Genomic DNA, 20,780 nt, shown 5'->3' on the forward strand with positions numbered 1-20,780 from the left:
GGGCTCGGCTCTACAGTAGAGCCACGCCATGCGTGGGTGAATTTCTCCGCAGGTTGCAGGCCAGCGGCCGGCACTACCGCGGGTGCAGGGCCGCAGGCCCTGCCGACAAACCCACTACTTGGCAGCCGCGATCTGCTTTTCGATGTCGGCGGCGGTCACCGGGCCAAGGAACGTGTGCGCCAGCTTGCCCTGCGGGTCCAGCAGATGCGTCAGCGGCAGGCCACGCGGCGTGGCGAAGTCGGCCGGCGGATCGAACGGGTCCACGATCACGATCGGATAGGTCACCGGATGCTTGGCCAGGAACGACTGCATCTCCGGCACTTCGATGTCCTCGTAAGCCAAGCCGACCACTTCGATGTTGCTACGCATCGCATGCAGGGCCGACAGCTCGGGCATTTCCTTGCGGCACGGCGCGCACCAGGTGGCCCAGAAGTTCACCACCACCCACTTGCCGCGATGCGCGGCCAGGTCGTAGTCGCTGCCATCCACCGCCTTCATCTTCAGCGTCGGGAACTCGGCGGTGGTGCGCTCGGCCGGGGTTTCCTCGACCGGTGCCGGCGTGCTCGGCGTCGGTGCCTGCGCCGGTGGCTGGCTGCTGGCCGGTGCCGGCTCCTGGGCCGGTTTGCAGGCCGCCAGGGCCAGCAGCAGGGTCAACGGGAGCAGCAGCGGCAACGACGTCTTGCGGGTCATGGGGTGTCTCCAGAGTCGGTATAGATATCACTGACCTTGCGCTTCAGGCGTTCGCGCAGGGGCAGTCGCAGGTCATCCAGCGCCGCCAAGGCGGCACGGCCCAGGCTGTCGTCGCGGTACGGGAGGTGCTGCTCGGCTACCGGGATGCGCAGCTGGGTGCATTCGTAAAGATCGGCCAGGCTGACCTGGTCCAGGTCGCGCGACAGCAGCCACTCGCCGCGCTCATCGCGGCGCAGCAGGTCGATCTCCTGCAGGTTGCAGATCAGGTCCTGCAGCAGTGAATCGGTCAGCATCGGCTCCAGCCGCAGGATCTCGTCATCGGCCAGGCCTTTGCCCTTGGCCCGTGCATGCTGGAAGCGGCCAAGCAGGCGCAGCAGCCCATAGAACTCGTACCCCTGCGGCAGGCGCAGCTCGACCGGCTGGTAGCGGAAGGCGGCCATCGAGGAGGCCAGCGACGCACCCAGCAGCACCGCCACCCAGCACAGGTAGATCCACAGCAGCAGGATCGGCACGAAGGCGACCGTGCCATACAGCTTCTGATAGGACTGGAAGCTGCCCAGATACGCGCCGATGCCCCACTTCACCAGTTCAAGGATGACCGCCGCCAGGATCGCGCCGGGCACGGCATGCCGCCATTTCACCGTGTGGTGCGGTACCACGCGGAACATCAGCGTGATGCAGACGAACTCGATCAGGATCGGTGCCAGCCGCAGCGCCAGTTCGGCCAACCAACGGCCCTCCTGGGTACCGAACAACGGCATCGCGAACACCCTCGCCGATACTGCCAGCGATGCGGCGGCAAGCATCGCGCCCAGGGTCAGCACGGTCCAGTAGACCAGGAAGCGGGTCAGCTTGGGCCGGCTCGAGCCGACCCGCCAGATCTGGTTGAAGGTCTCTTCCACGCTGTTGAGCGTGATCAGCAGTGAGGCGACCAGTGCGATGAAGCCGGCGGCCGTCAGCTGGCCGGCACTGGCCGAAAACTGCCGCAGGTAACCCTCGGCCGCGCGCGCCGCGGAGGGCACGAAGTTGGAGAACACGTAGTCGCTGAGCTGATCGCTCCAGCGGTCGAAAACGGGAAAGGCCGAGAGCACGCCGAATACCACGATGGCCAGCGGCACCAGCGCGAACACCGTGGTGTACGCCAGCGCCGCCGCTGCCTGGAACAGGCGGTCGTCGAGGAAGCGATGCCACAGGAAGCGGCCGAAACTGATGGCCCGTGCGCGATCCCGCGCGCGCTCCATCCACAGGTTGAGCGTATCCAAAGGTTCCATCGGTGGAAGGGTACCCGATGCGGAATGCTCGCAGGATAGCCATACTGGTGGCCACACGACGAGGAGAAGCGGGCACGATGGGCGAGATTCTGGTGCTGTATTACAGCCGGGGCGGTTCGGTGGCACGGCTGGCGCGCCAGATCGCGCGGGGCATCGGCGAAGTGCCGGGCATGACCGCGCGCCTGCGCACGGTGCCGCCGGTGGCCGCAGTGACCCAGACCGCGCAGCCGCCGGTACCCGAAGATGGCGCCCCCTATGTAAGCGTGCAGGACCTGGTCGAATGCCAGGGCCTGCTGCTCGGCAGCCCGACCCGCTTCGGCAACATGGCCGCGCCGGTGAAGCATTTCCTGGACGGGCTGGGCGCCGAATGGGTCAATGGCACCCTGTCCGGCAAGCCGGCTGGCGTGTTCACGTCCACCGCATCCATGCATGGCGGCCAGGAATCGACCCTGCTGTCGATGCAGGTGCCGCTGCTGCACCATGGCTGCGTGATCGTCGGCATCCCGTTCACCGAACCGGCGCTGAGCCATACCACCAGTGGCGGCACACCCTATGGCGCCAGCCACGTAGCCGGTGCCGCCGACGACCCGCAGCCGACCGACGACGAAGCCGTGCTGGCGCGCGCGCTGGGGCGCCGGGTGGCCGGCATCGCGCAGCGGTTGGCCCGATGAGCGCCGCGCCGCGCACGGTCCTGCTGCTGGCCCTGATGGGGCTGGCCGCGCTGTTCGCGGGCTGGTTCATCAATGACAAGCACTGGCTGGCGACCCAGCTGGTGTTCACCGCGCCGCCGCTGGCGCTGGCCATCGCCGTGCGCCTGGGCTGGCGCAAGGCCGGATTCTGGGCCTCGGTACTGGCGCTGGGCTGGTTCAGCCACGGCGTGATGAGCGCCTGGAGCCACCCGGAAACGCGCTGGCTGGCGCTGATCGAGATCGCGCTGGCCCTCCTGGTGATCTTCAGCGCCAGCCTGCCCGGCCTGCGCGCCCGCTTCGGCAAGCAACGCTGACGCTGCGCCCGCTGGGTCGTATCATCTGCATTCCTGGCCCCGCGCCGCAGTACCTGTCCTGGTTTCGCGCATGCACATGATGGAAGAGCTCCTGGTCGTCACCACCGGTGGCACGATCGACAAGATCTACTTCGACGACAAGTCGGACTACCAGATCGGCGATCCGCAGATCGGCATGATCCTGCGCGAGCTGGGCGTGACGTTCCGCTTCAACGTGATTCCGATCCTGCGCAAGGATTCGCTGCACATCAACGATGAGGACCGCGAACTGATCCGCGCCACCATCGCCGCGCAGCCGACCCGGCACGTCCTGGTGACCCACGGCACCGACTCGATGGTGCACACCGGCAAGGTGCTGGCGACAATCCCCGACAAGACCATCGTGATGACCGGCGCACTGAGCCCGGCACGCTTCCGCGGCTCGGATGCCGAGTTCAACATCGGCTGTGCGATCGGTGCGGTGCAGTCGCTGCCGAGCGGCGTGTACATCGCGATGAACGGGCGGATCTTCGACCCGCAGCACGTGCGCAAGAACGTGGCTGCGAACCGCTTCGAGTCGGTCTGAGGAACCGCGTGCCGACCAAGGTCGGCACCTGCCAGAGCACTGTCCTTGTAGTGCCGGGCCATGCTCGGCAACCGCGTGCCAGCGTGGCACAACGGTCGGCAGCCGGAGCAGCCGAGCATGGACTCGGCTCTGCAGAAGCGAAAACGCCCCGGCCGAAGCCAGGGCGTGCCCTTGGAGAGGGACTTGGGCTCAGTACTGGGCGTTGAGGGTCACGCCCGAGAAGGTGCTGTAGGCCTTCACCCGCACATACCATGTGCCGGCGGCAGGGCTGTTGATGGTGCAGGTCTCGCTGTTGCCACTCAGGTACGGACGGCAGGTGTAGCTGGTATCGGTCGGGGCACTGCCCTGGCGCACGTACAGGTCGGCATCGCCGCTGCCGCCACTGATCGTCACGCGCAGCTGGCTGCTACCGGCCGGAACGGCGACGGTGTAGTTCAGCTCGGCACCGGTTGCGGCGCCCAGGCCGGTCACCGGCACGTTGTTCTGCAGCACGTTGCCACCCGGGTTCGGGTTGCCACCGCCGTTGATCGCCGCAGCCACGGCCGCGTTGGCGTCGACGATGCCGGCGCCGCAGCCACCCGAGCAGGCGCCCGGCAGCGGGCGTGCAGTGCTCTTGATGATGCTTTCGACCTGCGCCGGGCTCAGCGGGCTTGGCGCGACCGACTGCATCAGCGCAACCACGCCGGCCACGTGCGGCGCCGCCATCGAGGTGCCGTTGTACGACGCGTAGCTGGCGCTGCCAGGCGTGGTGGTGCCGGTGTTGAGGGTGGACAGGATGCTCTGGCCCGGTGCTGAGATGTCGATGCCGGTGCCGTAGTTGGAGAAGCTGGCACGCGCACCGGCCGAGGTTGTGGCCGCCACGGCAATCACGTTCGGGCAGTTGGCCGGCACCGACGAGGACACGTTGGTGTTGCTGTTGCCGGCGGCGACCACCACGGTGGTGCCACGGCTGACCGCGCCGTTGATGGCGTTCTGGTAAGTGGTGGAGCAGCTGCCGCCACCACCCAGCGACATGTTGATGACTTCGGCCGGATTGGCGTTGGCCGGCACGCCACTGACGGTGCCGCCAGAGGCCCACACGATCGCGTCGGCGATGTCGGAGGTGTAACCGCCGCACTTGCCCAGCACGCGCACCGGGACGACCTTGGCATTGAACGCAGTACCGGCCACGCCGGTGCTGTTGTTGGTCACCGCCGCCACAGTGCCGGCGACATGGGTACCGTGCCAGCTGGAGTTGGAGGCCGGGATGCCCGAGCCGCACTCGTTGGCGCCGTACCAGTCGCCCTCGTCATTCGGGTTGTTGTCGCGGCCACCGCCATCGCGCGCCATCGCGGCATCGCTGATGAAGTCATAGCCAGGCAGGATGTTGGCGTTGAGATCGGGATGGTTGGTGATGCCGGTATCGATCACGGCCACCACCACGCCGGTGCCGGTAGCCTTGTCCCAGGCCGGCTGCACGTTGATCGACGCGTTGGAGGTACCGAAGCCCCACTGCTCGCTGAAGCGGGTGTCATTCGGGGTCAGCGTCGCACGCATGATCTGGTCGACTTCGACGTATTCCACGTTCGGGTCGGCGGCGAGCTTGCGCATCAGCAGCTCGGATTCGGCCTGGTCAAGCGGCCGATCGGTCCTGACCAGGGTCGGGCCAACGGCCAGCTTGCGGACCTCCTGCAGGCCCAGCGCGCGGCCCTGGCTGCTGGCCAGGCCGGCGGCGGCACTCTTCAGCGAAGAGGCCAGTGCGGTGGTGTTGGCCACCGGCGCACTACCGTCGCGGTACTTCACGATGAAGCGCTGGTGCGTCGGCGCGGACTGCAGGCCGCTGAGCTGGACGTCACCGGCCAGCGCAGGCGTGGCCAGCAGCAGCGATGACAGAACGGACGCACCAAGGACCACCCACACTCGACGCACACGCGGTTGCGTTACCTGGGACATCGTATTTCCCTTTCTTGTGGTGTGAATGCCGGAATCGGCAGAAGCACCGGCCCGAACCCTGGGCTGGCTTGCGTTGGCGAGGTTCGAAGTCCGGCGAGTCAGCGGATCCCCCTAACGATCCGCCGTGCAGATGACGCTAATGGCCGAAACCGGACACCACAAGATTTTCAGCGTCTTTTCAGCAAGATGAAATGTTCGTTCTGAGACTTTTCGGGTCGAAGGTTTGTGAAGGTGAAGGCACTTTCTCGTGCCCTGCACAGACCTGACTGGGTCGTCACGTGTCCTGGAATGACTTTGCCGACATCGGCGTCCACCGATCCGGGGTCAGATGCCTTTCCACGCGGAAAGGGATCTGACCCTTGGCCTGAAACGCAGAAAGCCCGTCGCGGGGACGGGCTTTCCAGAAGCGCAGCCGGGCGCGGGCTCGGCTCTACGATTCGATGTGGGCGATCAGCCCAGCTTGACCAGCCAGTTGTGGCGGTCCGGCAGGCGGCCGTACTGGATATCGGTCAGTTCCTTGCGCAGCGACATGGTGACTTCGCCGGCCGGCGCGTTGATGTCGCCCACCGAGAAGCCCTCGCCCTTCAGCTGGCCGATCGGGGTGACCACCGCGGCGGTGCCACAGGCAAACACTTCGCTGATCGCACCGGAGGCGACGCCGTCCTTCCACTCGTCGATGCTGACCTTGCGCTCTTCGACCTTCATGCCACGGTCGCGGGCCAGCTGCAGGATGCTCTCGCGGGTGATGCCCTCGAGGATGCTGCCCGACAGTTCCGGGGTGACCAGCGTGCCGTCCTTGTAGACCAGGAACACGTTCATGCCGCCCAGTTCTTCCAGGTACTTGCCTTCGACCGGGTCGAGGAACAGTACCTGCGAGCAGCCCTGCGCCTGCGCCTTCTGCTGCGGGAGCAGCGAGGCGGCGTAGTTGCCACCGCACTTGGCAGCACCGGTGCCGCCCTTGGCCGCACGCGCGTACTCGGTGGACAGCCAGATCGACACCGGGGCAACGCCCTTGGCGAAGTACGGGCCGGCCGGGCTGGCGATGACGTAGTAGCCGGCCTTGTGCGCGCCGCGCACGCCGAGGAAGGCCTCGTCGCCGATCATGAACGGACGGAAATACAGGCTCGACTCATCGGCCGAAGGCACCCAGTCACTGTCGACGGCGATCAGCTGCTTCAGCGATTCGACGAAGATCTCCACCGGCAGTTCCGGCAACGCCAGGCGCTGCGCCGAACGCTGCAGGCGACGGCCGTTGGCATCCGGGCGGAAGGTCCAGATCGAACCGTCGGCGTGGCGGTAGGCCTTGATGCCTTCGAAGATTTCCTGGCCGTAATGCAGCACGGCGGCGGCCGGGTCCAGCTGCAGCGGGCCGTAGGCGCGCACATTGGCATTGTGCCAGCCGGCATCCTTGTCCCAGCGCACTTCCACCATGTGATCGGTGAAGTGCAGGCCGAAGCCCGGCTTCTCCAGGATCTTGGCGCGCTCTTCAGCGCTGCGCGGGTGGTCCGAACGGGTGACGGCGAAGCTGGGGATGGACTGGGACACCGGAGGATTCCTGTTCTGGTTGCGGGTAGTGCCGGGCCCGCGTCACTGCGGGCCCTGGGTCAAAGCATGCCGGTCTCTAGCCGGGCCGCCTCGGACATCATGTGCTGGTTCCACGGCGGGTCGAACACCAGGTCGACGTCGGCCTCGGCCACCGTCGGGATCATTTCAAGCTTGCTGCGCACGTCGTCGACCAGGATCTCGCCCATGCCGCAGCCCGGGGCGGTCAGCGTCATCTTCACGTCGATCTCGCGCTTGCCCTCATCCAGGTGCTTGATCTCGACTTCATAGACCAGGCCCAGTTCCACGATGTTGACCGGAATTTCCGGATCGAAGCAGGTGCGCAGCTGCTGCCACACCAGCTGCTCCACCTGTTCATCGGTGGCGTCGGCCGGCAGCTCGAGCGGCGCCGGTGCCTCCTTGCCGATGGCATCGCCGTCCTTGCCGGCGATGCGGAACAGGTTGCCCTCGACGAACACCGAATAACTGCCGCCCAGCGCCTGGGTGATGTACCCATAGCTGCCGGCAGGCAGGGTCACGGTATCGCCCTGCGGGACCATCACGGCCTCGCAATCGCGTTCGAAGTGGACAGGTTCGCTGCTACGGGAATACATGGGGACCGATATGGGGCCGTGGCTGAGGCCACGCAAGACGGCATTCTAGCCCAGCCGCCCCCGCACCGCCGGTGCACTGCGGCAAACCACAGTATCCTGTGGGTGATCTTCTGGGAGCTTCGATGTCCTCCAATGCCGCGCGTGCCAGGACCGTGACCTGGCTCTGGCCCCTCATGCTGCTGCTGGGCCTGTTTGTCGCTCCCCTCGCCTGGATGGTCCTGGCGCTGATGACCGGCCGGCAGGTCGGCTGGATGGCGGTGCTGGCCGCCCTGGAACTGGTGTTCATGCTGCGCCTGGGCACGCTGGGCCCAGGCCGGCTGCGCGTCGCCCTGGTCGTGCTCGGCACCCTGCTGGTGGCCGCCGTGGCCAACTGGGCCATCGCCAGCGCCTGGATGGGCGGCTCGATCGGCCTGGACCTGTGGGATGCCACCACGCGGATGGGCCCGCACCTGGCCTGGACCCTGATCAGCCTGGCCAATGGCGCGGTGGAATGGCTGTGGCTGGCCGTGGCCGTGGCCGTAGGTGCCTGGCTGGCGCGCTGAGCGCGTAGAGATCCGTGGATTCGGTAGTGCCGGCCGCTGGCCGGCAAAGGGGTCAGAGCCCTTTCCTTCGGAAAGGGATCCGCCCCCCGTCCTCAATGCCCGCCGTCGAGCGCCTTCAGCTCGCTCACCAGCGAGGCCGCCGCTTCGGCGCCGTCGCCATAGAGCATGCGGGTGTTGTCGGCGTAGAACAGCGCATTCTCGATGCCCGCAAAACCGGTGCCCTTGCCACGCTTGATCACCACCACGTTGCGCGCGTTGACCACGTCCAGCACCGGCATGCCGTAGATCGGGCTGGCCGGGTCGGTCCGCGCCACCGGATTGACCACGTCGTTGGCACCGATCACCAGCACCACATCGGTATTGGCGAATTCGGGGTTGATGTCGTCCATGTCGGCGATCAGGTCGTAGGGCACGCCGGCCTCGGCCAGCAGCACGTTCATGTGCCCGGGCATGCGCCCGGCCACCGGGTGGATCGCGAACTTCACTTTCACGCCGCGCTGGCCCAGCCGCTGCGCCAGTTCCCAGATCTTGTGCTGGGCCTGTGCCACCGCCATGCCGTAGCCGGGCACGATCACCACGCGCTCGGCAAAGGCCATCATCGCCGCGACGTCCGACGCTTCGATGGGCTTCTGCGCGCCGGTGATCGCCTGTGCCTCGCCTCCGGCACCGCCGCCGAAGTTGGAGAACAGCACGTTACGGATCGGCCGGTTCATCGCCTTGGCCATCAACCGGGTCAGCAGGATGCCGGCCGCGCCGACCATCATGCCGGCGATGATCAGCGCCTCATTGCCGAGCACATAACCTTCGAAGGACACCGCCAGGCCGGTGAATGCGTTGTACAGCGAGATCACCACCGGCATGTCGGCGCCACCGATCGGCAACGTCATCAGCACGCCCAGTGCCAGCGCCAGCACGAAGAAGGCGACGATTGCCGAGGTGTTGAGCGTGCTGGCCGCGATGATCGCCAGCACCGCCACTGCCAGTGCCACCATCAGGTTCATCACCTGCTGGCCGGGCCAGGTCACGCGCTTGTCCAGTCGTCCGTCCAGTTTGGCCCAGGCGATCACCGAACCGGAAAGCGAGACCGCACCGATCGCCGCGCCGACCACCGCCAGCAGCAGCACCATGCCCGACGGCTGGCGCGCGGCCAGATCGGCCAGCGCCTGCTCGCTCCAATGGCGGGTATCGCGGTTGGCAAGGAAGGCATAGCGCAGCAGCTCCACCGCACCGATCGCCGCGGCCGAACCACCGCCCATGCCGTTGTACAACGCCACCATCTGCGGCATGTCGGTGATGGCCACCTTGCCGGCCGACCACCAGGCCAGACCCGCGCCCAGCAGCAGTGCCACCAGGATCAGCGGCACGTTGTGCAGTTCAGGCAGGAAGAAGGTCGCCACCGTGGCCAGCAGCATGCCCAGCCCGGCCCAGCGGATGCCGCTGCGCGCGGTCAGCGGCGAAGCCATGCGCTGCAGACCCAGCAGGAACAGCGTGGCGGCGACGAGGTAGCTGGCCTTGACCAGCCAGTCGAGCAGTTCGACGGTGCTGATGTTCAAGCCTGAGGCTCCTTCGGTTCGTCCCTGCCGCCCTTGGGCGCGCTCGGCTTGAACATCTCCAGCATGCGCGCGGTGACCACGTAGCCACCGGCGGCATTGCCGGCACCGAGCACCACGGCAAGGAAGCCCAGCGCCTTTTCCAGCGGCGTCTGCGCGTGCCCCAGCACCACCATCGCGCCGATCAGCACGATGCCGTGGATGAAGTTGGAACCCGACATCAGCGGGGTATGCAGGATCACCGGCACCCGCGAAATGATCACGTGGCCGGCGATGGCCGCCAGCATGAAGATGTACAGCGCTACGAACCCGTCACTCACTGGCAACGCTCCCGCTCCGTCTTCGTCGGCCCATCATAACCACGGGCTGAACCCGGCGCGCACCCGGCGTCAACCGCGGTGACGCTCACGCGTTGTCGATGGTGACCCCGAGCGAGGAACCGTACCCTGTGCTGGTGAGCAGCCCCGTCCCCCCGAGCGCCGACACCGATGCCCTGCCAGCATCACTGGAGGCGTTCCTGGCCAGCGTCGGCCCGCGCGCGTTCCGTTTCGCCGAGGCCGGCCTGCGCCAGCGCGAAGACGCCATGGACGCGGTTCAGGACGCGCTGATGCGCATGCTGGACTACGCCGACAAGCCGGCGGCCGAATGGGCGCCCCTGTTCTGGAGCATCCTGCGCCGCCGCGTGATCGACCTGCAGCGCCGGCGCCGTTTCCGCCTGCCGTTCTGGCGCGACAACCAGGACGCCGACGGAGGCGGGATCGACTGGGCCGACCCCGGCCCGGACCCGGCGCAGGCGCACGAACAGCGCCAGCAGTACCAGCAACTGGTGCAGGCCCTGCGTACCCTGCCCGCACGCCAGCGCGAGGCCTTCACCCTGCGGGTGCTGCAGGACCTGGACGGAGCCACCACTGCCCGCGCCATGGGCTGCAGCGAAGGCGCGGTAAAAACCCATCTGGCACGCGCCCGCCAGGCGCTGCAGGACTACCTGGAGACCCACCCGTGAACCGCTCCCTGCCCTCCGATGACATGCTGCGCAACCTGCACGCGCAGTCGCTGCAGGCGCTGTCGCCGGCCACGCTGGCACGATTGCGCCAGGCCCGCCACGGCGCCAGCGCGGCTCGTCACGGGCGCTGGCGCTGGTGGCTGGCCAGCGCCTGTTCCCTGGTGGTGGCGCTGGGGATCGGCCTGCAATTCAGCGGCCACAGCCCCCTGTCGCCCGCCGTGCCGGCACCGGTGCTGGCCTCGATGGAAGACAACAGCGTGCTGTACGACGAAAATCCCGATCTGTACCTGTGGCTGGGCGATACCGACCTGGCGATGGAGTGAACCATGTCCCGACTGCATACCCTGCCGCTGCTGCTGACCCTGTTGCTGCTGCCGGCCTTCCCGGTATTGGCGCAGAACGCCGCGCCCGCCCCTGCCGCACGCCCCGCGCCAGCCCCACCGCTGCCGGCCTGGGAACAGTTGAGTGAAGCGCAGCGGGAATCCTTGCTGGCGCCGCTGCGCGACCGCTGGAACAGCGCCGATGCCGGCCAGCGCCAGCGGATGCTCTCGCATGGCCAGCGCTGGCAATCGATGAGCCCGGAGGAACGCGACAAGGCCCGCCGCGGCCTGCGCCGCTTCGAGCACATGAGCCCGGAACAGCGCGAGCAGGCACGCGCCCTGTTCGGGCAGATGCGGGATCTGCCGCCCGCGCAGCGCGACGCACTGCGCGAGCGCTGGTCGCAGATGACGCCGGAGCAACGCAAGGACTGGGTGCGGAAGAACCCGCCGCCGGCGAAGCCACGGTAAGCCTTCGGGATACCAGGGTCAGATCCCTTTGCCAGAGGCAAAGGGATCTGACCCCGTATCACTCACGCCTGCCAGCGTGTCTTCGCCAGCAGTTCGTCGTCCCAATCGAAACCGAGCTGCCCGTCGCGCACGAACAGCGCAACGAAGTTGAGCAGGTTCCGTGCATACATCTCGCTGGCCTGGGTCGCGCCGCGGCTGGCCAGGCCCAGCGGACCGTCGATGGTCACGCCCTGGTGTTCGATGCACTGCCCCGGCAGGGTCAGTGCGCAGTTGCCGCCACTTTCCGCCGCCAGATCAACAATGACGCTGCCGGTGGCCATGCCTTCCACCATCGCGGCGGTCACGATGGTCGGTGCCGGGCGGCCCGGTACCGCAGCCGTGCAGATCACCACGTCCACACTGCGCAGGTGGTCGGCCAGCCGACGCTGCTGCTCGGCGCGCTCGTCATCGGTCAGCGCCCGCGCATAGCCTCCCTCGCCCGCCGCGCTGACCCCGAGGTCGAGGAAGCGTGCGCCCAGTGACTGGATCTGCTCGCGGGTTTCCGGGCGCACGTCGAAGCCTTCCACCTGTGCACCGAGGCGGCGCGCGGTGGCGATGGCCTGCAGGCCCGCCACGCCGGCACCGATCACCAGCACCTTGGCCGGCCGCACGGTGCCGGCAGCAGTGGTCAGCATCGGGAAGAAGCGCGGCGCGCGTTCGGCGGCGATCAGCGCCGCCTTGTAGCCGGCCATGCCGGCCTGCGAACTGAGTACATCCATCGCCTGCGCACGGGTGGTGCGCGGCAGCTGCTGCAGCGGGAACAGCTGCAGGCGACCATCGGCCGCCAGCGCGGCCAGCGCCGGATCGCTGGCCGGGGCCAGCAGGCCGACCACGCTGGCGCCGGGCTTGAGCTGTTCCAGCACCGCCGCAGGGGGGGCCTGCACGCACAGCAGGATATCGATCTCGGCCCAGCGGCCCGCGTCGAAGACGCGTGCACCGGCATCGTCATAGGCGGCGTCGGTGAAACCAGCCGCCAAACCCGCGCCCGCCTCATACCAGACGGCAATGCCCAAGGCCCCGAGCCTGCGCGCGGTCTCCGGCGTCAGCGCCACGCGCCGTTCGCCCGGCGCGGTCTCCTTGATCCCCAGCAACGCCACGGCCATGCAGGTCCCCGCTGATCGGTGAGTTTCCCGATCCTAGCAGGCGGCACCCGCTCAGTGCAGCGTGGCGCTGCCCGGGTCGAGGCGATCGATCACGCCCTGCATGGCGCTGTCGAAGGCGCCATCATCAACATGGGCACGCAGGCGGCCCAGCCGCATCATCACCGCCAGTTCTTCCGGCGAGGCCACGCAGAAGCGCACGCCGCGACGGTTGACAAACAGCAGGCGCGAGGAAATCGGGCTGACCCAGGACAGCTTGCCCGCCTGCACCTTGCCATCCTTGTCGACGAAGTCCAGCCAGTTGCCGATTTCCATGCGGCGGAAGCGGTCGGCATCGGCGTTGTCGAAATCGTCGGCGTCAATCTGCCCGCCAAGCTCAACCGCCGGCGATTCAGCCACTGGCGGCGCGGGCAAGGCAACCTGCGGCAGCTCCGGCAGCGCACGCTGCAGTTCCGGCCGCGACTCGGCGATGCCCTGCAGGGTGTCATGCAGGGCATCGATGGCGGCGGTTGCCGCATCGCCGTGCACGCCGACGCTGGCAAACACCTTGGCCAGCACCGGCTGCCAGGCCTGCAGCCACGGCTTGCCGACGATCTGGCGGCGGGCCTCGGCCACTTCCTCCAGCAGGCCATCGCCAAGGCTCAATGCCTCGGCCACCGACGCGCCTTCTTCTCCCTCGCGCAGCAGCGCCAAGGTGAGATGATGCTGCCACGGCTGGCGCAGGAACTCGGCAATGGCCGGCGGCAGCGTGGCGTCACCGATGCGGCGGTCCAGTTCCGCACCGGCCCGGCTGCGGGCCATTTCCAGCTTTTCCTGGCCGCGCTGCGTTTCTGCGGCACGGCGCTCGGCGATTTCCACGCGGCGGCGATGCTGCACCAGGAACTCGCGGAATTCCTCTTCCAGGGTCAGGAAGATCGCCAGGTTCTCGTTGAACTCGGCCACCAGGCGCTCGATGATCTCTTCGACCTTGGCCATCAGCATGCGCTCGGCCTGGCTCTCGCCGGTGTTGCCCTCGCAGGCCTCGGCCAGCGAGTTGAGCAGCTTGCGCGCCGGGTGGGTCTTCTGTACGAACATGCGGCGGTCGAGCATGGCGACCTTGACGAAAGGCACCACCAGGCGGCCGATCAGTTCGCGCGAGCGGCCTTCCAGTTCACGCTCGTCCAGCATCACGTCGAACAGCATGCCGACCAGGTCGATGGCATCCTCATCCTGCGGGTCCAGCCGGGTCTGGCCCGGATCGACGCCAAGCTGGGTGGCGCTGGACAGCACTTCGCTCTTCAGGCGCTGCGCCAGCGATTCGCCGTCCTCGCCGATGGCGGCGCGCAGGGTGGCGCTGGGCGTGGCCTGCAGCAGCGACAGCACCGACATCATTTCGCGCTGGCTGAGCGGGCGCTGCTGGCCAACTGCCACCTGTGCCGCAGACGTGGCGTCCTCACGCACGTGGCGGGTCTGCTGCAGCAGTTCGTGCAGCGCTTCCAGCAGCATGCCCTGCTGGCCAGCGTAGGCCTCGCCGGTGGCGCCGTCATCGCCGCCCAGGTGCTGCTGCATATGCCCGCGGCGCTCGGACCAGCGGGCGGCAAAGCGCTGCGCCCAGGCCGGTGCGGCCTGCTCGTCATCGCTGAACCCCGGATCGACGCCCGCGCCGTGGCGATGCTCGACCAGGTCATCCAGCATCCCGGCCATGCGCGGATCCGGTGCCGGCGGTTGTGGGCGCTGCGGAGCCCCCATCTGCGACATCACGCCGGCTGCGGCCAGCTGCTCGTCCAGCTTCTCGTAGATGCGACCGACCGGTGCACGCAGGTCGCGCTCGCACAGCTTGATCAGCACCAGATGCACTTCCGGGGCCAGTTCACAGCCGGCAAAGGCTTCGTGGATGGCCACGCCCAGGTGTTCGGGGCTGATCGGATTGTGGTCCGCGTCCAGTTCCGCGCCGCCGATCAACCGGCCCAGGCGGCGATCCAGCCGCGCCAGCACCGGCTTGAAGTCACGCAGCAATACAGTGGCGAAATTGCGCACCGCCAACCGTGATTCCAGCACATGCTCGGCCAGCAGGCTGAGCCCATCCTCGGCCGGCCCGGACAGGGTCGCCTCGGCTGACAGCGGCTCACCAGCCTCCAATGCGGCCCAGGCCTGCTGCAGGTGGCCGGCGAAAGCGGCCGCGATGTCCTCACGGCGCCGGCGCAGTTCGCGCATCGCGTCCAGGAACAGCAACTGCGACGAGCCGGCATTGCCGGCGCGGTCGAACAGGGCATCGTCGAAACGCGCCAGTGCCGCCCCGAAGGCCTGGCACAACGCGGGCAGGACCATGTCCCGGGCACGCTGGAGCTGGGCCGGGTCACGGCCCGGCGATCCCATCGGTGTGGGCACGCTCATCATTCGGGAAGGCTCCCCACCTTCTCTGGTACGACAGACAGCATGGACATCGCGGCTTCCGGCACACCCCATGTACCGGAACGTCGATGGTAGGCCGGCCAGCCCGTCACGGACAGTGAAACAGTCCTCACTTCAAACCTCATGACCGGCGGCCCGGCAAGACAGATATCGTAAGCCGTGCAAGGCCCACGAGGCGAGGGGAAGCGGCTGTCCGTTTCCCGCCAGTGGCATGATGTTCATCACAGTTTGGTATTCAGGGGCCGGACGCGACACAGACGGCGTCATTGACCACCCCGACTATAATCAAACGCCCGTGATGACCGGTTCAGCCTCCATGCCCGATCCTGCCGCCCTGCTCGCCCTGGATGCCCGCCGCTCGGTGCCCTCGCGGCAACTGGGCGAGCCCGGGCCGGACCCGGCCACCCTGCAGCGGATGCTGGCCTCAGCGGTGCGCGTGCCCGACCACGGCAAGCGCGTGCCGTTCCGCTTCCTGAAAATCGCAGGCGATGCACGTCACACTCTGGGCGACTTCCTGGCTGAACGCAGCCGCCAGCGCGACCCACATGCGGGCGAGGCCGTGTTCGAGAAGGACCGCCAGCGTTTCAGCCACGCACCGCTGGTGATCGTGGTGGTGGCCAGCCCGCGGCCGGACCCGAAGGTGCCCGAACAGGAACAGCTGATGACCGCCGGCTGCGTCTGTTTCGCCCTGCTGCAGGCCGCGCAGGCGCTGGGTTTCGGCGCGCAGTGGCTGACCGCCTGGATGGCCTTCGATCCGGCTGTTCAGGCCCACCTGGGCCTGGTCGACGGCGAACGCATCGCCGGCTTCATCCACATCGGTACGGCCAAGGCCGACGTACCCGAGCGCGAGCGCCCCGACCCGGCGGCCCTGCTGCGCGACTGGACGCCCCCGGCATGACCCTGCCGGCTGCCCCGCCGTCGCTGTACCTGGTTGATGCCAGCATCTACGTGTTCCGTGCCTGGCATTCACTGCCAGACCAGTTCCAGGACGCACAGGGCTGGCCCACCAATGCGGTGCACGGCTTCGCCCGCTTCCTGCTGGACCTGCTCGAGCGCGAGCGCCCGCGGCACATCGCCATCGCCTTCGATGAAGCGCTTGACAGTGGTTTCCGCCACCGGCTGTATCCGGCCTACAAGGCCAACCGCGAGCCAGCACCGGAAGCGCTCAAGCGCCAGTTCGTGCACTGCAAGGCGCTATGCGCGGCGCTGGGCCTTGCCGTCCTGGCCCACCACGAATACGAGGCCGACGACCTGATCGGCAGCGCCCTGCACGTACACCGGAGCAGCCATCGCGGGGTGATCATCTCCGCCGACAAGGACCTGTCGCAGCTGCTGGTCGACCATGACGAGCAGTGGGACTACGCCCGCAACCAGCGCTGGAACGTGGCCGGGGTGAAGGCGCGGCACGGCGTGCACGCGCACCAGATCGCCGACTACCTGGCGCTGTGTGGCGATGCGGTGGACAACATTCCCGGTGTCAGTGGCGTCGGCAGCAAATCGGCCGCCGTGCTGCTGGCCCATTTCGGCAGCATGGATGCGCTGTTCGAACGACTGGACGAAGTGCCGTTCCTGCGCCTGCGTGGCGCTGCACAGATGGCAGTGCGGCTGCGCGAGCAGCGCGAGCACGCCCAGCTCTGGCGCCAGCTGACCACCATCGCGCTGGATGCGCCGTTGGAGGGCAGCCAGCCCGGACTGCTGCGCCAATCGGCCGATCCAGAGCTGCTCGGTGGCCTGTGCCAGACCCTGCGCTTCGGCCCGATGACCCGCCGCCGGCTGTTCGACGCCGCCGGCGTGGCCGATCCTCTTCCCTCCCACAGCGAGCCCGCATGAGCAAGCGCAATACCGAAGTCCCGCGCGTCGTCTACGAAGGCAAGTACCAGCGCATGCTGGTGCGCGGCACCTGGGAATACAGCGAACGTACCCATGCCGGTGGCCTGGCGGCGATCATCATCGCCGTCACCCCGGAGGACAAGGTGCTGTTCGTCGAGCAGTTCCGCGTGCCGCTGCAGGCACCCACCATCGAGATGCCGGCCGGCCTGGTCGGCGACATCCACGCCGGCGAATCGATCGAAGTCTCGGCCGTGCGCGAACTGGAAGAAGAAACAGGTTGGACCGCTGATCACGCCGAAGTGCTGATGATCGGCCCGACGTCTTCCGGCGCCAGCAGCGAGAAGATCGCCTTCGTGCGCGCCACCGGCCTGCGCCGCATCGGCGAAGGGGGCGGTGATGACAGCGAGGACATCACCGTGCACGAGATTCCACGCAGCGAGGCTGCGGCCTGGCTGGTGCAGAAGATGGGCGAAGGCTACGAGCTGGACGCCAAGCTCTGGGCCGGGCTGTGGATGATCGAGCACCACCTGGACGGACGCCCACGTGGCTGACGCGGACCTGCACAGGCTGCCTGCGTTGCTCGGCGCCGACGACCCGGCGATCTACACGGTCCACCGGGCGCAGGGCGTCTCGCCCTACCTCCTGCTGGCCGACCACGCCGGCCAGCAGGTGCCGCGTGCGTTGACCGGGCTCGGCCTGCCCCAGGCCGAGCTGGACCGCCACATCGGCTGGGACATCGGCATCGCCGGCACCACCCGTGCACTGGCCGAACGGCTCGATGCCTGGGCGATCGAACAGACGTACTCGCGGCTGCTGATCGACTGCAACCGCCCACTGGCCTCACCGACGCTGATTCCGGAGGTGAGCGACCACACCGTGGTGCCGGGCAATGCCGGGCTGTCGGCGGCGCAGCGACAGCAGCGCATCGATGCGATCCACGCGCCGTACCATACACGCATCGAGACCGAGCTTGATGCGCGCCGTGATGCCGGCCAGCCCACCCTGCTGGTGATGATGCACAGCTTCACCCCCGTGATGAACGGCACGCAGCGGCCCTGGCACGCCGGCGTGCTGTACCACCAGGACATGCGTTTTGCCCATGCCCTGCTGCAGGCATTGCGCGACGAAGGCGACCTGGTGGTGGGGGACAACGAACCGTATTCGGTCAGCAGCACCAGCGACTACGCGGTGCCGGTGCATGGCGAAGGCCGTGGGCTGGTGCACGTGGAACTGGAGATCCGCCAGGACCTCATTGCCGATATGGCAGGGCAGCAGGCGTGGGCCGAGCGGTTGGCGCGGATCTTCAGCGCGCTGCAACCGGAGTTGCTGGCGCTGGGTTGAACGCGCGTGCATCCATGCCGAACCGGTAGTGCCGGCCGCTGGCCGGCACATCCACCCACGGCAGCGCCTTCAATCATGCCTCGTTGGCCGGGCAGACGGTGGCGGCCGATTCGGCCGGCGCCGGGCGCAGGCCCAGCGCGATCACCACGCCGAACAGTGAAAACAAGGCGGCACCGTATTCGGCGCGCACCAGCCCGGCCAGTGCACTCAGCGACCCGGCTGCACCCGCATCGGCATTGGCCACCATCACCAGCACCGCCAGGCCCAGCGCACCACCGATCTGCTGCGCGGTCGCCGCCATGCCAGATGCAACACCCTGCTGTGCGGACGGCACGCCCTGCCCGGCCACGATCCACATCGAGGTCCAGGTCATGCCCTGGCCGATGCTCAGCACTACCACGCCGGGCAGCAGCGGCCAGAAGTTCGCGCCGTGCGGCAGCGTCGCGGCCACCCAGGCGATACCGATGGCGCCGGCCAGCTGCCCGACCACCAGCACCTTGCGCGCGCTCCAGCGCTGCAGCGTCCACTCGGCCAGCTGGATGCCGACCGTACACACCGCGGTGGCGGGCAGGAATGCCAGGCCGGCCTGCAGCGGGCTCCAGCCGTAGCCGTCCTGGAAGTACAGCGCCATGAAGTAGTACTGCACCCCATAGCTGCTCATGAAGGCGAAGGTCAGCCCCAGTGCCGCGCGCAGTCCGGGCAGCCGCAGCAACGCGAACTGCATCAGCGGATCGCGGCTGCGCTGTTCGATCTGCACGAACGCCACCAGCAGCAGCACCGACAACAGCAGGCAGCCCAGCGTGGCCGGCGCAGTCCAGCCCCACTCCGGCCCTTGCACGAGGGTAGTGACCAGCAGGCTGCCGCCGGCAGTGACGGTGATGCAGCCGGCCAGATCGAACGAGCGGCCCTGCGCACGCGGGCCATCGGCCGGCAACCACGCACCCGCAGCCACCGCGCAGGTGGTGGCCAGTGGCACGATCACCGCCAGCACCGCCGGCCAGCCGAACGCCTGGGTCAGCACGCCGCCGAGCAGCGTGCCCAGCGCCAGGCCCACCGCGCTGGCCATGCTCCAGATCGCAAGTGCACGGTTGCGCACCGGACCTTCCGCATACAACGTGTTGATCAGCGCCAGCGTGGCCGGGAACAGCAATGCCGCGCCGATGCCCTGCGCCGCACGCGCGATGATCAGCAGGGTGGCGTTCGGCGCCAGCGCGCCGAGCAGCGACGCCAGTGCGAACAGCAGCATGCCCAGCCGGTAGAAGCGGCGACGGCCGATCAGGTCGGCGGCACGGCCCCCCAGCAGCAGGCTGCCGCCAAAGGCCACGGTGTAGGCACTGACCACCCATTGCAGCTGCTGTGCGTTGATCTCCAGCGCGCGCCCCATGTCATGCAGGGCGACGAAGATGATGGTGGCGTCCAGGGCGATGATCAGCTGGGCGGTGGCCAGCAGGGCCAGCGCCCAGCGCGGGTACTTGAGGGGAGGCATCGACGCTCCGGTGCTGTGGGGGAGCGCAGTCTCATTGATGCAGAGCTATCAATAAACCCCTTTCCGTCCATATCTGTCATGATTTTCAGCATGAATGGAACCTCGATGGACCTCAATGCCGTGCGCATGCTGGTGCAGGTGGCCGAAGCGCGCAGTTTCACCGTCGCCGCCGGGCAACTGGGCCTGAGCCAGTCAGGCCTGTCGCGCGCGATCAGTCGGCTGGAGGCCACGCTGGGGGTGAAGCTGCTGCAGCGAAACACCCGCAACGTGGCACTGACCCCGGATGGTCGCCAGTTCGTCGATCAGGTCGCGCCCCTGCTGTGCGGTCTCGAGGATGCCGAACGCCAGTTGGCCGACCGTCCGTGCACGCCCTCGGGCACCCTGAAGATCAGTGCGCCCTCGATGTTCGGGCGCAAGGTGCTGGTACCGCTGCTGGGGCCGATGCTGCAGCAGCACCCGCAACTGCAGGTGGAAGCCGTGCTCAACGACCGCCTGGTCGATCTGGTCGAGGAAGGTTTCGATGCCGCGCTGCGCACCGGCGTCATCGCCGACCAGCGCATCGTCGCGCGGCCACTGCGGCCGCTGCGCTGGGTGACGGTGGCCAGCCCGGACTACCTCGACCGCTGTGGCGCGCCCGACGATGTGGCCGCCTTGCGGGATCACGCCTGCCTGGCGGTGCGCAACCTGCGCAGTGGCCGGCTGGTGGACTGGCAGTTCCTGCAGGACGGCCAGCTTCATGATTTCACGCCACCGGCGCGGATGGTGTTCGACAGCGGCGATCCGCTGGTGGAAGCGGCGATCGCCGGTATCGGCATCGTGCAGGTGATGGATTTCGCGGTGGCCGACGCCTTGGCCGATGGCCGCCTGCAGCGCGTGCTGCAGCCGTTTGAGGGCCGCAGCCGCGCGCTGTCACTGATCTACCCGCCGTCGCGCCAGCATTCGCCGAAACTGCAGGTACTGGCCGACGCGTTGCTGGCTGGGGACTGGTAGATCCACGCCATGCGTGGATGGAGTTCGGCTTCGCGGTAGCGCCGGGCCATGCCCGGCGAGCCGCATCGCGGCGACGGAACGGAATGCCGCCGGGCACGGCCCG

At 68.0% G+C, this 20,780-nt stretch carries 22 protein-coding genes; 12 read left to right on the top strand and 10 right to left on the bottom strand.

What is annotated here, in order from left to right:
• Positions 1-114: 114 nt before the first annotated feature.
• On the bottom strand, positions 115-690 hold the full coding sequence (locus ABGA94_RS17580; protein ID WP_053501043.1) for a TlpA disulfide reductase family protein: 576 nt from the start codon (positions 688-690) through the stop codon (positions 115-117).
• Positions 687-1,961, bottom strand: a complete 1,275-nt coding sequence (locus ABGA94_RS17585) for a YihY family inner membrane protein (protein ID WP_005415390.1) — start codon at positions 1,959-1,961, stop codon at positions 687-689. Before ABGA94_RS17585 ends, ABGA94_RS17580 begins: the two co-directional genes overlap by 4 nt.
• A gap of 77 nt (positions 1,962-2,038) precedes the next feature.
• On the opposite strand from ABGA94_RS17585, the gene wrbA reads away from it, so the two are divergent.
• The 3 genes from wrbA (at position 2,039) to ABGA94_RS17600 (ending at position 3,529) form a co-directional block, all read left to right on the top strand.
• Complete coding sequence (wrbA, locus tag ABGA94_RS17590) at positions 2,039-2,632, top strand: NAD(P)H:quinone oxidoreductase (protein ID WP_053501045.1); 594 nt, start codon at positions 2,039-2,041, stop codon at positions 2,630-2,632.
• The gene (locus ABGA94_RS17595; protein ID WP_005415388.1) at positions 2,629-2,964 is read left to right on the top strand and encodes a DUF2069 domain-containing protein; all 336 of its coding nucleotides are present in this window, start codon (positions 2,629-2,631) and stop codon (positions 2,962-2,964) included. Before wrbA ends, ABGA94_RS17595 begins: the two co-directional genes overlap by 4 nt.
• 79 nt (positions 2,965-3,043) lie before the next feature.
• Positions 3,044-3,529, top strand: a complete 486-nt coding sequence (locus ABGA94_RS17600; protein WP_053501049.1) for an asparaginase domain-containing protein — start codon at positions 3,044-3,046, stop codon at positions 3,527-3,529.
• 189 nt (positions 3,530-3,718) lie between these two features.
• Here ABGA94_RS17600 and ABGA94_RS17605 read toward each other — a convergent pair whose 3' ends face one another.
• The 3 genes from ABGA94_RS17605 to sufT all read right to left on the bottom strand — a co-directional run bounded on the left by ABGA94_RS17605 (position 3,719) and on the right by sufT (position 7,617).
• Positions 3,719-5,461: a S8 family peptidase gene (locus tag ABGA94_RS17605; protein WP_053501047.1), complete on the bottom strand. Its 1,743-nt coding sequence runs from the start codon at positions 5,459-5,461 to the stop codon at positions 3,719-3,721.
• A 450-nt stretch (positions 5,462-5,911) separates the two neighbouring features.
• On the bottom strand, positions 5,912-7,006 hold the full coding sequence (locus ABGA94_RS17610) for a branched-chain amino acid aminotransferase (RefSeq protein WP_005412326.1): 1,095 nt from the start codon (positions 7,004-7,006) through the stop codon (positions 5,912-5,914).
• A 59-nt stretch (positions 7,007-7,065) separates the two neighbouring features.
• Positions 7,066-7,617, bottom strand: a complete 552-nt coding sequence (gene sufT, locus ABGA94_RS17615) for a putative Fe-S cluster assembly protein SufT (RefSeq protein WP_005415385.1) — start codon at positions 7,615-7,617, stop codon at positions 7,066-7,068.
• Positions 7,618-7,739: 122 nt separating this feature from the next.
• On the opposite strand from sufT, the gene ABGA94_RS17620 reads away from it, so the two are divergent.
• A complete protein-coding gene (locus ABGA94_RS17620; protein WP_032953950.1) occupies positions 7,740-8,159 on the top strand; it encodes a membrane protein in 420 nt (139 codons plus the stop codon).
• A gap of 92 nt (positions 8,160-8,251) precedes the next feature.
• Here ABGA94_RS17620 and ABGA94_RS17625 read toward each other — a convergent pair whose 3' ends face one another.
• On the bottom strand, positions 8,252-9,712 hold the full coding sequence (locus ABGA94_RS17625) for an NAD(P)(+) transhydrogenase (Re/Si-specific) subunit beta (protein ID WP_095379298.1): 1,461 nt from the start codon (positions 9,710-9,712) through the stop codon (positions 8,252-8,254).
• Positions 9,709-10,029: an NAD(P) transhydrogenase subunit alpha gene (locus ABGA94_RS17630; RefSeq protein ID WP_005415382.1), complete on the bottom strand. Its 321-nt coding sequence runs from the start codon at positions 10,027-10,029 to the stop codon at positions 9,709-9,711. Before ABGA94_RS17630 ends, ABGA94_RS17625 begins: the two co-directional genes overlap by 4 nt.
• Positions 10,030-10,127: 98 nt before the next feature.
• On the opposite strand from ABGA94_RS17630, the gene ABGA94_RS17635 reads away from it, so the two are divergent.
• Genes ABGA94_RS17635 through ABGA94_RS17645 form a run of 3 tightly spaced genes read left to right on the top strand, consistent with a single transcriptional unit; the run spans position 10,128 to position 11,500 of the window.
• A complete protein-coding gene (locus ABGA94_RS17635) occupies positions 10,128-10,712 on the top strand; it encodes an RNA polymerase sigma factor (RefSeq protein WP_080104281.1) in 585 nt (194 codons plus the stop codon).
• Positions 10,709-11,035, top strand: a complete 327-nt coding sequence (locus tag ABGA94_RS17640) for a hypothetical protein (protein WP_111008004.1) — start codon at positions 10,709-10,711, stop codon at positions 11,033-11,035. Before ABGA94_RS17635 ends, ABGA94_RS17640 begins: the two co-directional genes overlap by 4 nt.
• A 3-nt stretch (positions 11,036-11,038) precedes the next feature.
• Positions 11,039-11,500 carry a DUF3106 domain-containing protein gene (locus tag ABGA94_RS17645; protein ID WP_197598392.1) on the top strand — a complete coding sequence of 154 codons (462 nt, stop codon included), beginning with the start codon at positions 11,039-11,041 and terminating at the stop codon, positions 11,498-11,500.
• 62 nt (positions 11,501-11,562) lie between these two features.
• Here the strand turns inward: ABGA94_RS17645 and ABGA94_RS17650 are convergent, their stop codons facing one another.
• Together ABGA94_RS17650 and ABGA94_RS17655 are read right to left on the bottom strand one after the other, a co-directional pair.
• On the bottom strand, positions 11,563-12,642 hold the full coding sequence (locus ABGA94_RS17650) for an NAD(P) transhydrogenase subunit alpha (RefSeq protein WP_005415378.1): 1,080 nt from the start codon (positions 12,640-12,642) through the stop codon (positions 11,563-11,565).
• 51 nt (positions 12,643-12,693) lie between these two features.
• On the bottom strand, positions 12,694-15,015 hold the full coding sequence (locus ABGA94_RS17655) for a DUF1631 domain-containing protein (RefSeq protein ID WP_032953949.1): 2,322 nt from the start codon (positions 15,013-15,015) through the stop codon (positions 12,694-12,696).
• 331 nt (positions 15,016-15,346) lie between these two features.
• On the opposite strand from ABGA94_RS17655, the gene ABGA94_RS17660 reads away from it, so the two are divergent.
• The 4 genes from ABGA94_RS17660 to ABGA94_RS17675 are packed head-to-tail and all read left to right on the top strand — an operon-like array spanning position 15,347 to position 18,201.
• Complete coding sequence (locus ABGA94_RS17660; protein WP_095379302.1) at positions 15,347-15,928, top strand: nitroreductase; 582 nt, start codon at positions 15,347-15,349, stop codon at positions 15,926-15,928.
• Positions 15,925-16,860, top strand: coding sequence for a 5'-3' exonuclease H3TH domain-containing protein (locus tag ABGA94_RS17665; RefSeq protein ID WP_005415375.1), 936 nt, complete (start codon positions 15,925-15,927; stop codon positions 16,858-16,860). Before ABGA94_RS17660 ends, ABGA94_RS17665 begins: the two co-directional genes overlap by 4 nt.
• Entirely contained in the window at positions 16,857-17,411 is a 555-nt protein-coding gene (locus ABGA94_RS17670) for an NUDIX hydrolase (RefSeq protein WP_375367858.1), read from the top strand. Before ABGA94_RS17665 ends, ABGA94_RS17670 begins: the two co-directional genes overlap by 4 nt.
• Positions 17,404-18,201 (top strand): N-formylglutamate amidohydrolase, encoded by a 798-nt coding sequence (locus tag ABGA94_RS17675; protein WP_375367859.1) that lies wholly within the window; start codon positions 17,404-17,406, stop codon positions 18,199-18,201. The genes ABGA94_RS17670 and ABGA94_RS17675 overlap by 8 nt, the downstream gene beginning before the upstream one ends.
• A gap of 73 nt (positions 18,202-18,274) precedes the next feature.
• Here ABGA94_RS17675 and ABGA94_RS17680 read toward each other — a convergent pair whose 3' ends face one another.
• Positions 18,275-19,687: an MFS transporter gene (locus ABGA94_RS17680; protein ID WP_053500500.1), complete on the bottom strand. Its 1,413-nt coding sequence runs from the start codon at positions 19,685-19,687 to the stop codon at positions 18,275-18,277.
• A 105-nt stretch (positions 19,688-19,792) separates the two neighbouring features.
• Here ABGA94_RS17680 and ABGA94_RS17685 point away from each other — a divergent pair, with 105 nt between their 5' ends.
• On the top strand, positions 19,793-20,677 hold the full coding sequence (locus ABGA94_RS17685) for a LysR family transcriptional regulator (protein ID WP_088497420.1): 885 nt from the start codon (positions 19,793-19,795) through the stop codon (positions 20,675-20,677).
• Positions 20,678-20,780: the final 103 nt, after the last annotated feature.

The sequence above is a fragment of the Stenotrophomonas sp. 3diitr2024 genome, assembly GCF_042136455.1.
GTDB classification, from domain to species: Bacteria; Pseudomonadota; Gammaproteobacteria; order Xanthomonadales; family Xanthomonadaceae; genus Stenotrophomonas; species Stenotrophomonas sepilia.

Bases quoted from the DNA above. Each gene is read 5' to 3' on its own strand.
- ABGA94_RS17670 (WP_375367858.1), top strand. From the start codon at position 16,857: ATGAGCAAGCGCAATACCGAAGTCCCGCGCGTCGTCTACGAAGGCAAG.
- sufT (WP_005415385.1), bottom strand. From the start codon at position 7,617: ATGTATTCCCGTAGCAGCGAACCTGTCCACTTCGAACGCGATTGCGAG.
- ABGA94_RS17620 (WP_032953950.1), top strand. From the start codon at position 7,740: ATGTCCTCCAATGCCGCGCGTGCCAGGACCGTGACCTGGCTCTGGCCC.
- ABGA94_RS17605 (WP_053501047.1), bottom strand. From the start codon at position 5,461: ATGTCCCAGGTAACGCAACCGCGTGTGCGTCGAGTGTGGGTGGTCCTT.
- ABGA94_RS17635 (WP_080104281.1), top strand. From the start codon at position 10,128: ATGGTGACCCCGAGCGAGGAACCGTACCCTGTGCTGGTGAGCAGCCCC.
- ABGA94_RS17660 (WP_095379302.1), top strand. From the start codon at position 15,347: ATGCCCGATCCTGCCGCCCTGCTCGCCCTGGATGCCCGCCGCTCGGTG.
- ABGA94_RS17585 (WP_005415390.1), bottom strand. From the start codon at position 1,961: ATGGAACCTTTGGATACGCTCAACCTGTGGATGGAGCGCGCGCGGGAT.
- ABGA94_RS17685 (WP_088497420.1), top strand. From the start codon at position 19,793: ATGGACCTCAATGCCGTGCGCATGCTGGTGCAGGTGGCCGAAGCGCGC.
- ABGA94_RS17655 (WP_032953949.1), bottom strand. From the start codon at position 15,015: ATGATGAGCGTGCCCACACCGATGGGATCGCCGGGCCGTGACCCGGCC.
- ABGA94_RS17600 (WP_053501049.1), top strand. From the start codon at position 3,044: ATGGAAGAGCTCCTGGTCGTCACCACCGGTGGCACGATCGACAAGATC.
- ABGA94_RS17665 (WP_005415375.1), top strand. From the start codon at position 15,925: ATGACCCTGCCGGCTGCCCCGCCGTCGCTGTACCTGGTTGATGCCAGC.
- ABGA94_RS17595 (WP_005415388.1), top strand. From the start codon at position 2,629: ATGAGCGCCGCGCCGCGCACGGTCCTGCTGCTGGCCCTGATGGGGCTG.
- ABGA94_RS17650 (WP_005415378.1), bottom strand. From the start codon at position 12,642: ATGGCCGTGGCGTTGCTGGGGATCAAGGAGACCGCGCCGGGCGAACGG.
- ABGA94_RS17580 (WP_053501043.1), bottom strand. From the start codon at position 690: ATGACCCGCAAGACGTCGTTGCCGCTGCTGCTCCCGTTGACCCTGCTG.
- ABGA94_RS17645 (WP_197598392.1), top strand. From the start codon at position 11,039: ATGTCCCGACTGCATACCCTGCCGCTGCTGCTGACCCTGTTGCTGCTG.
- wrbA (WP_053501045.1), top strand. From the start codon at position 2,039: ATGGGCGAGATTCTGGTGCTGTATTACAGCCGGGGCGGTTCGGTGGCA.
- ABGA94_RS17680 (WP_053500500.1), bottom strand. From the start codon at position 19,687: ATGCCTCCCCTCAAGTACCCGCGCTGGGCGCTGGCCCTGCTGGCCACC.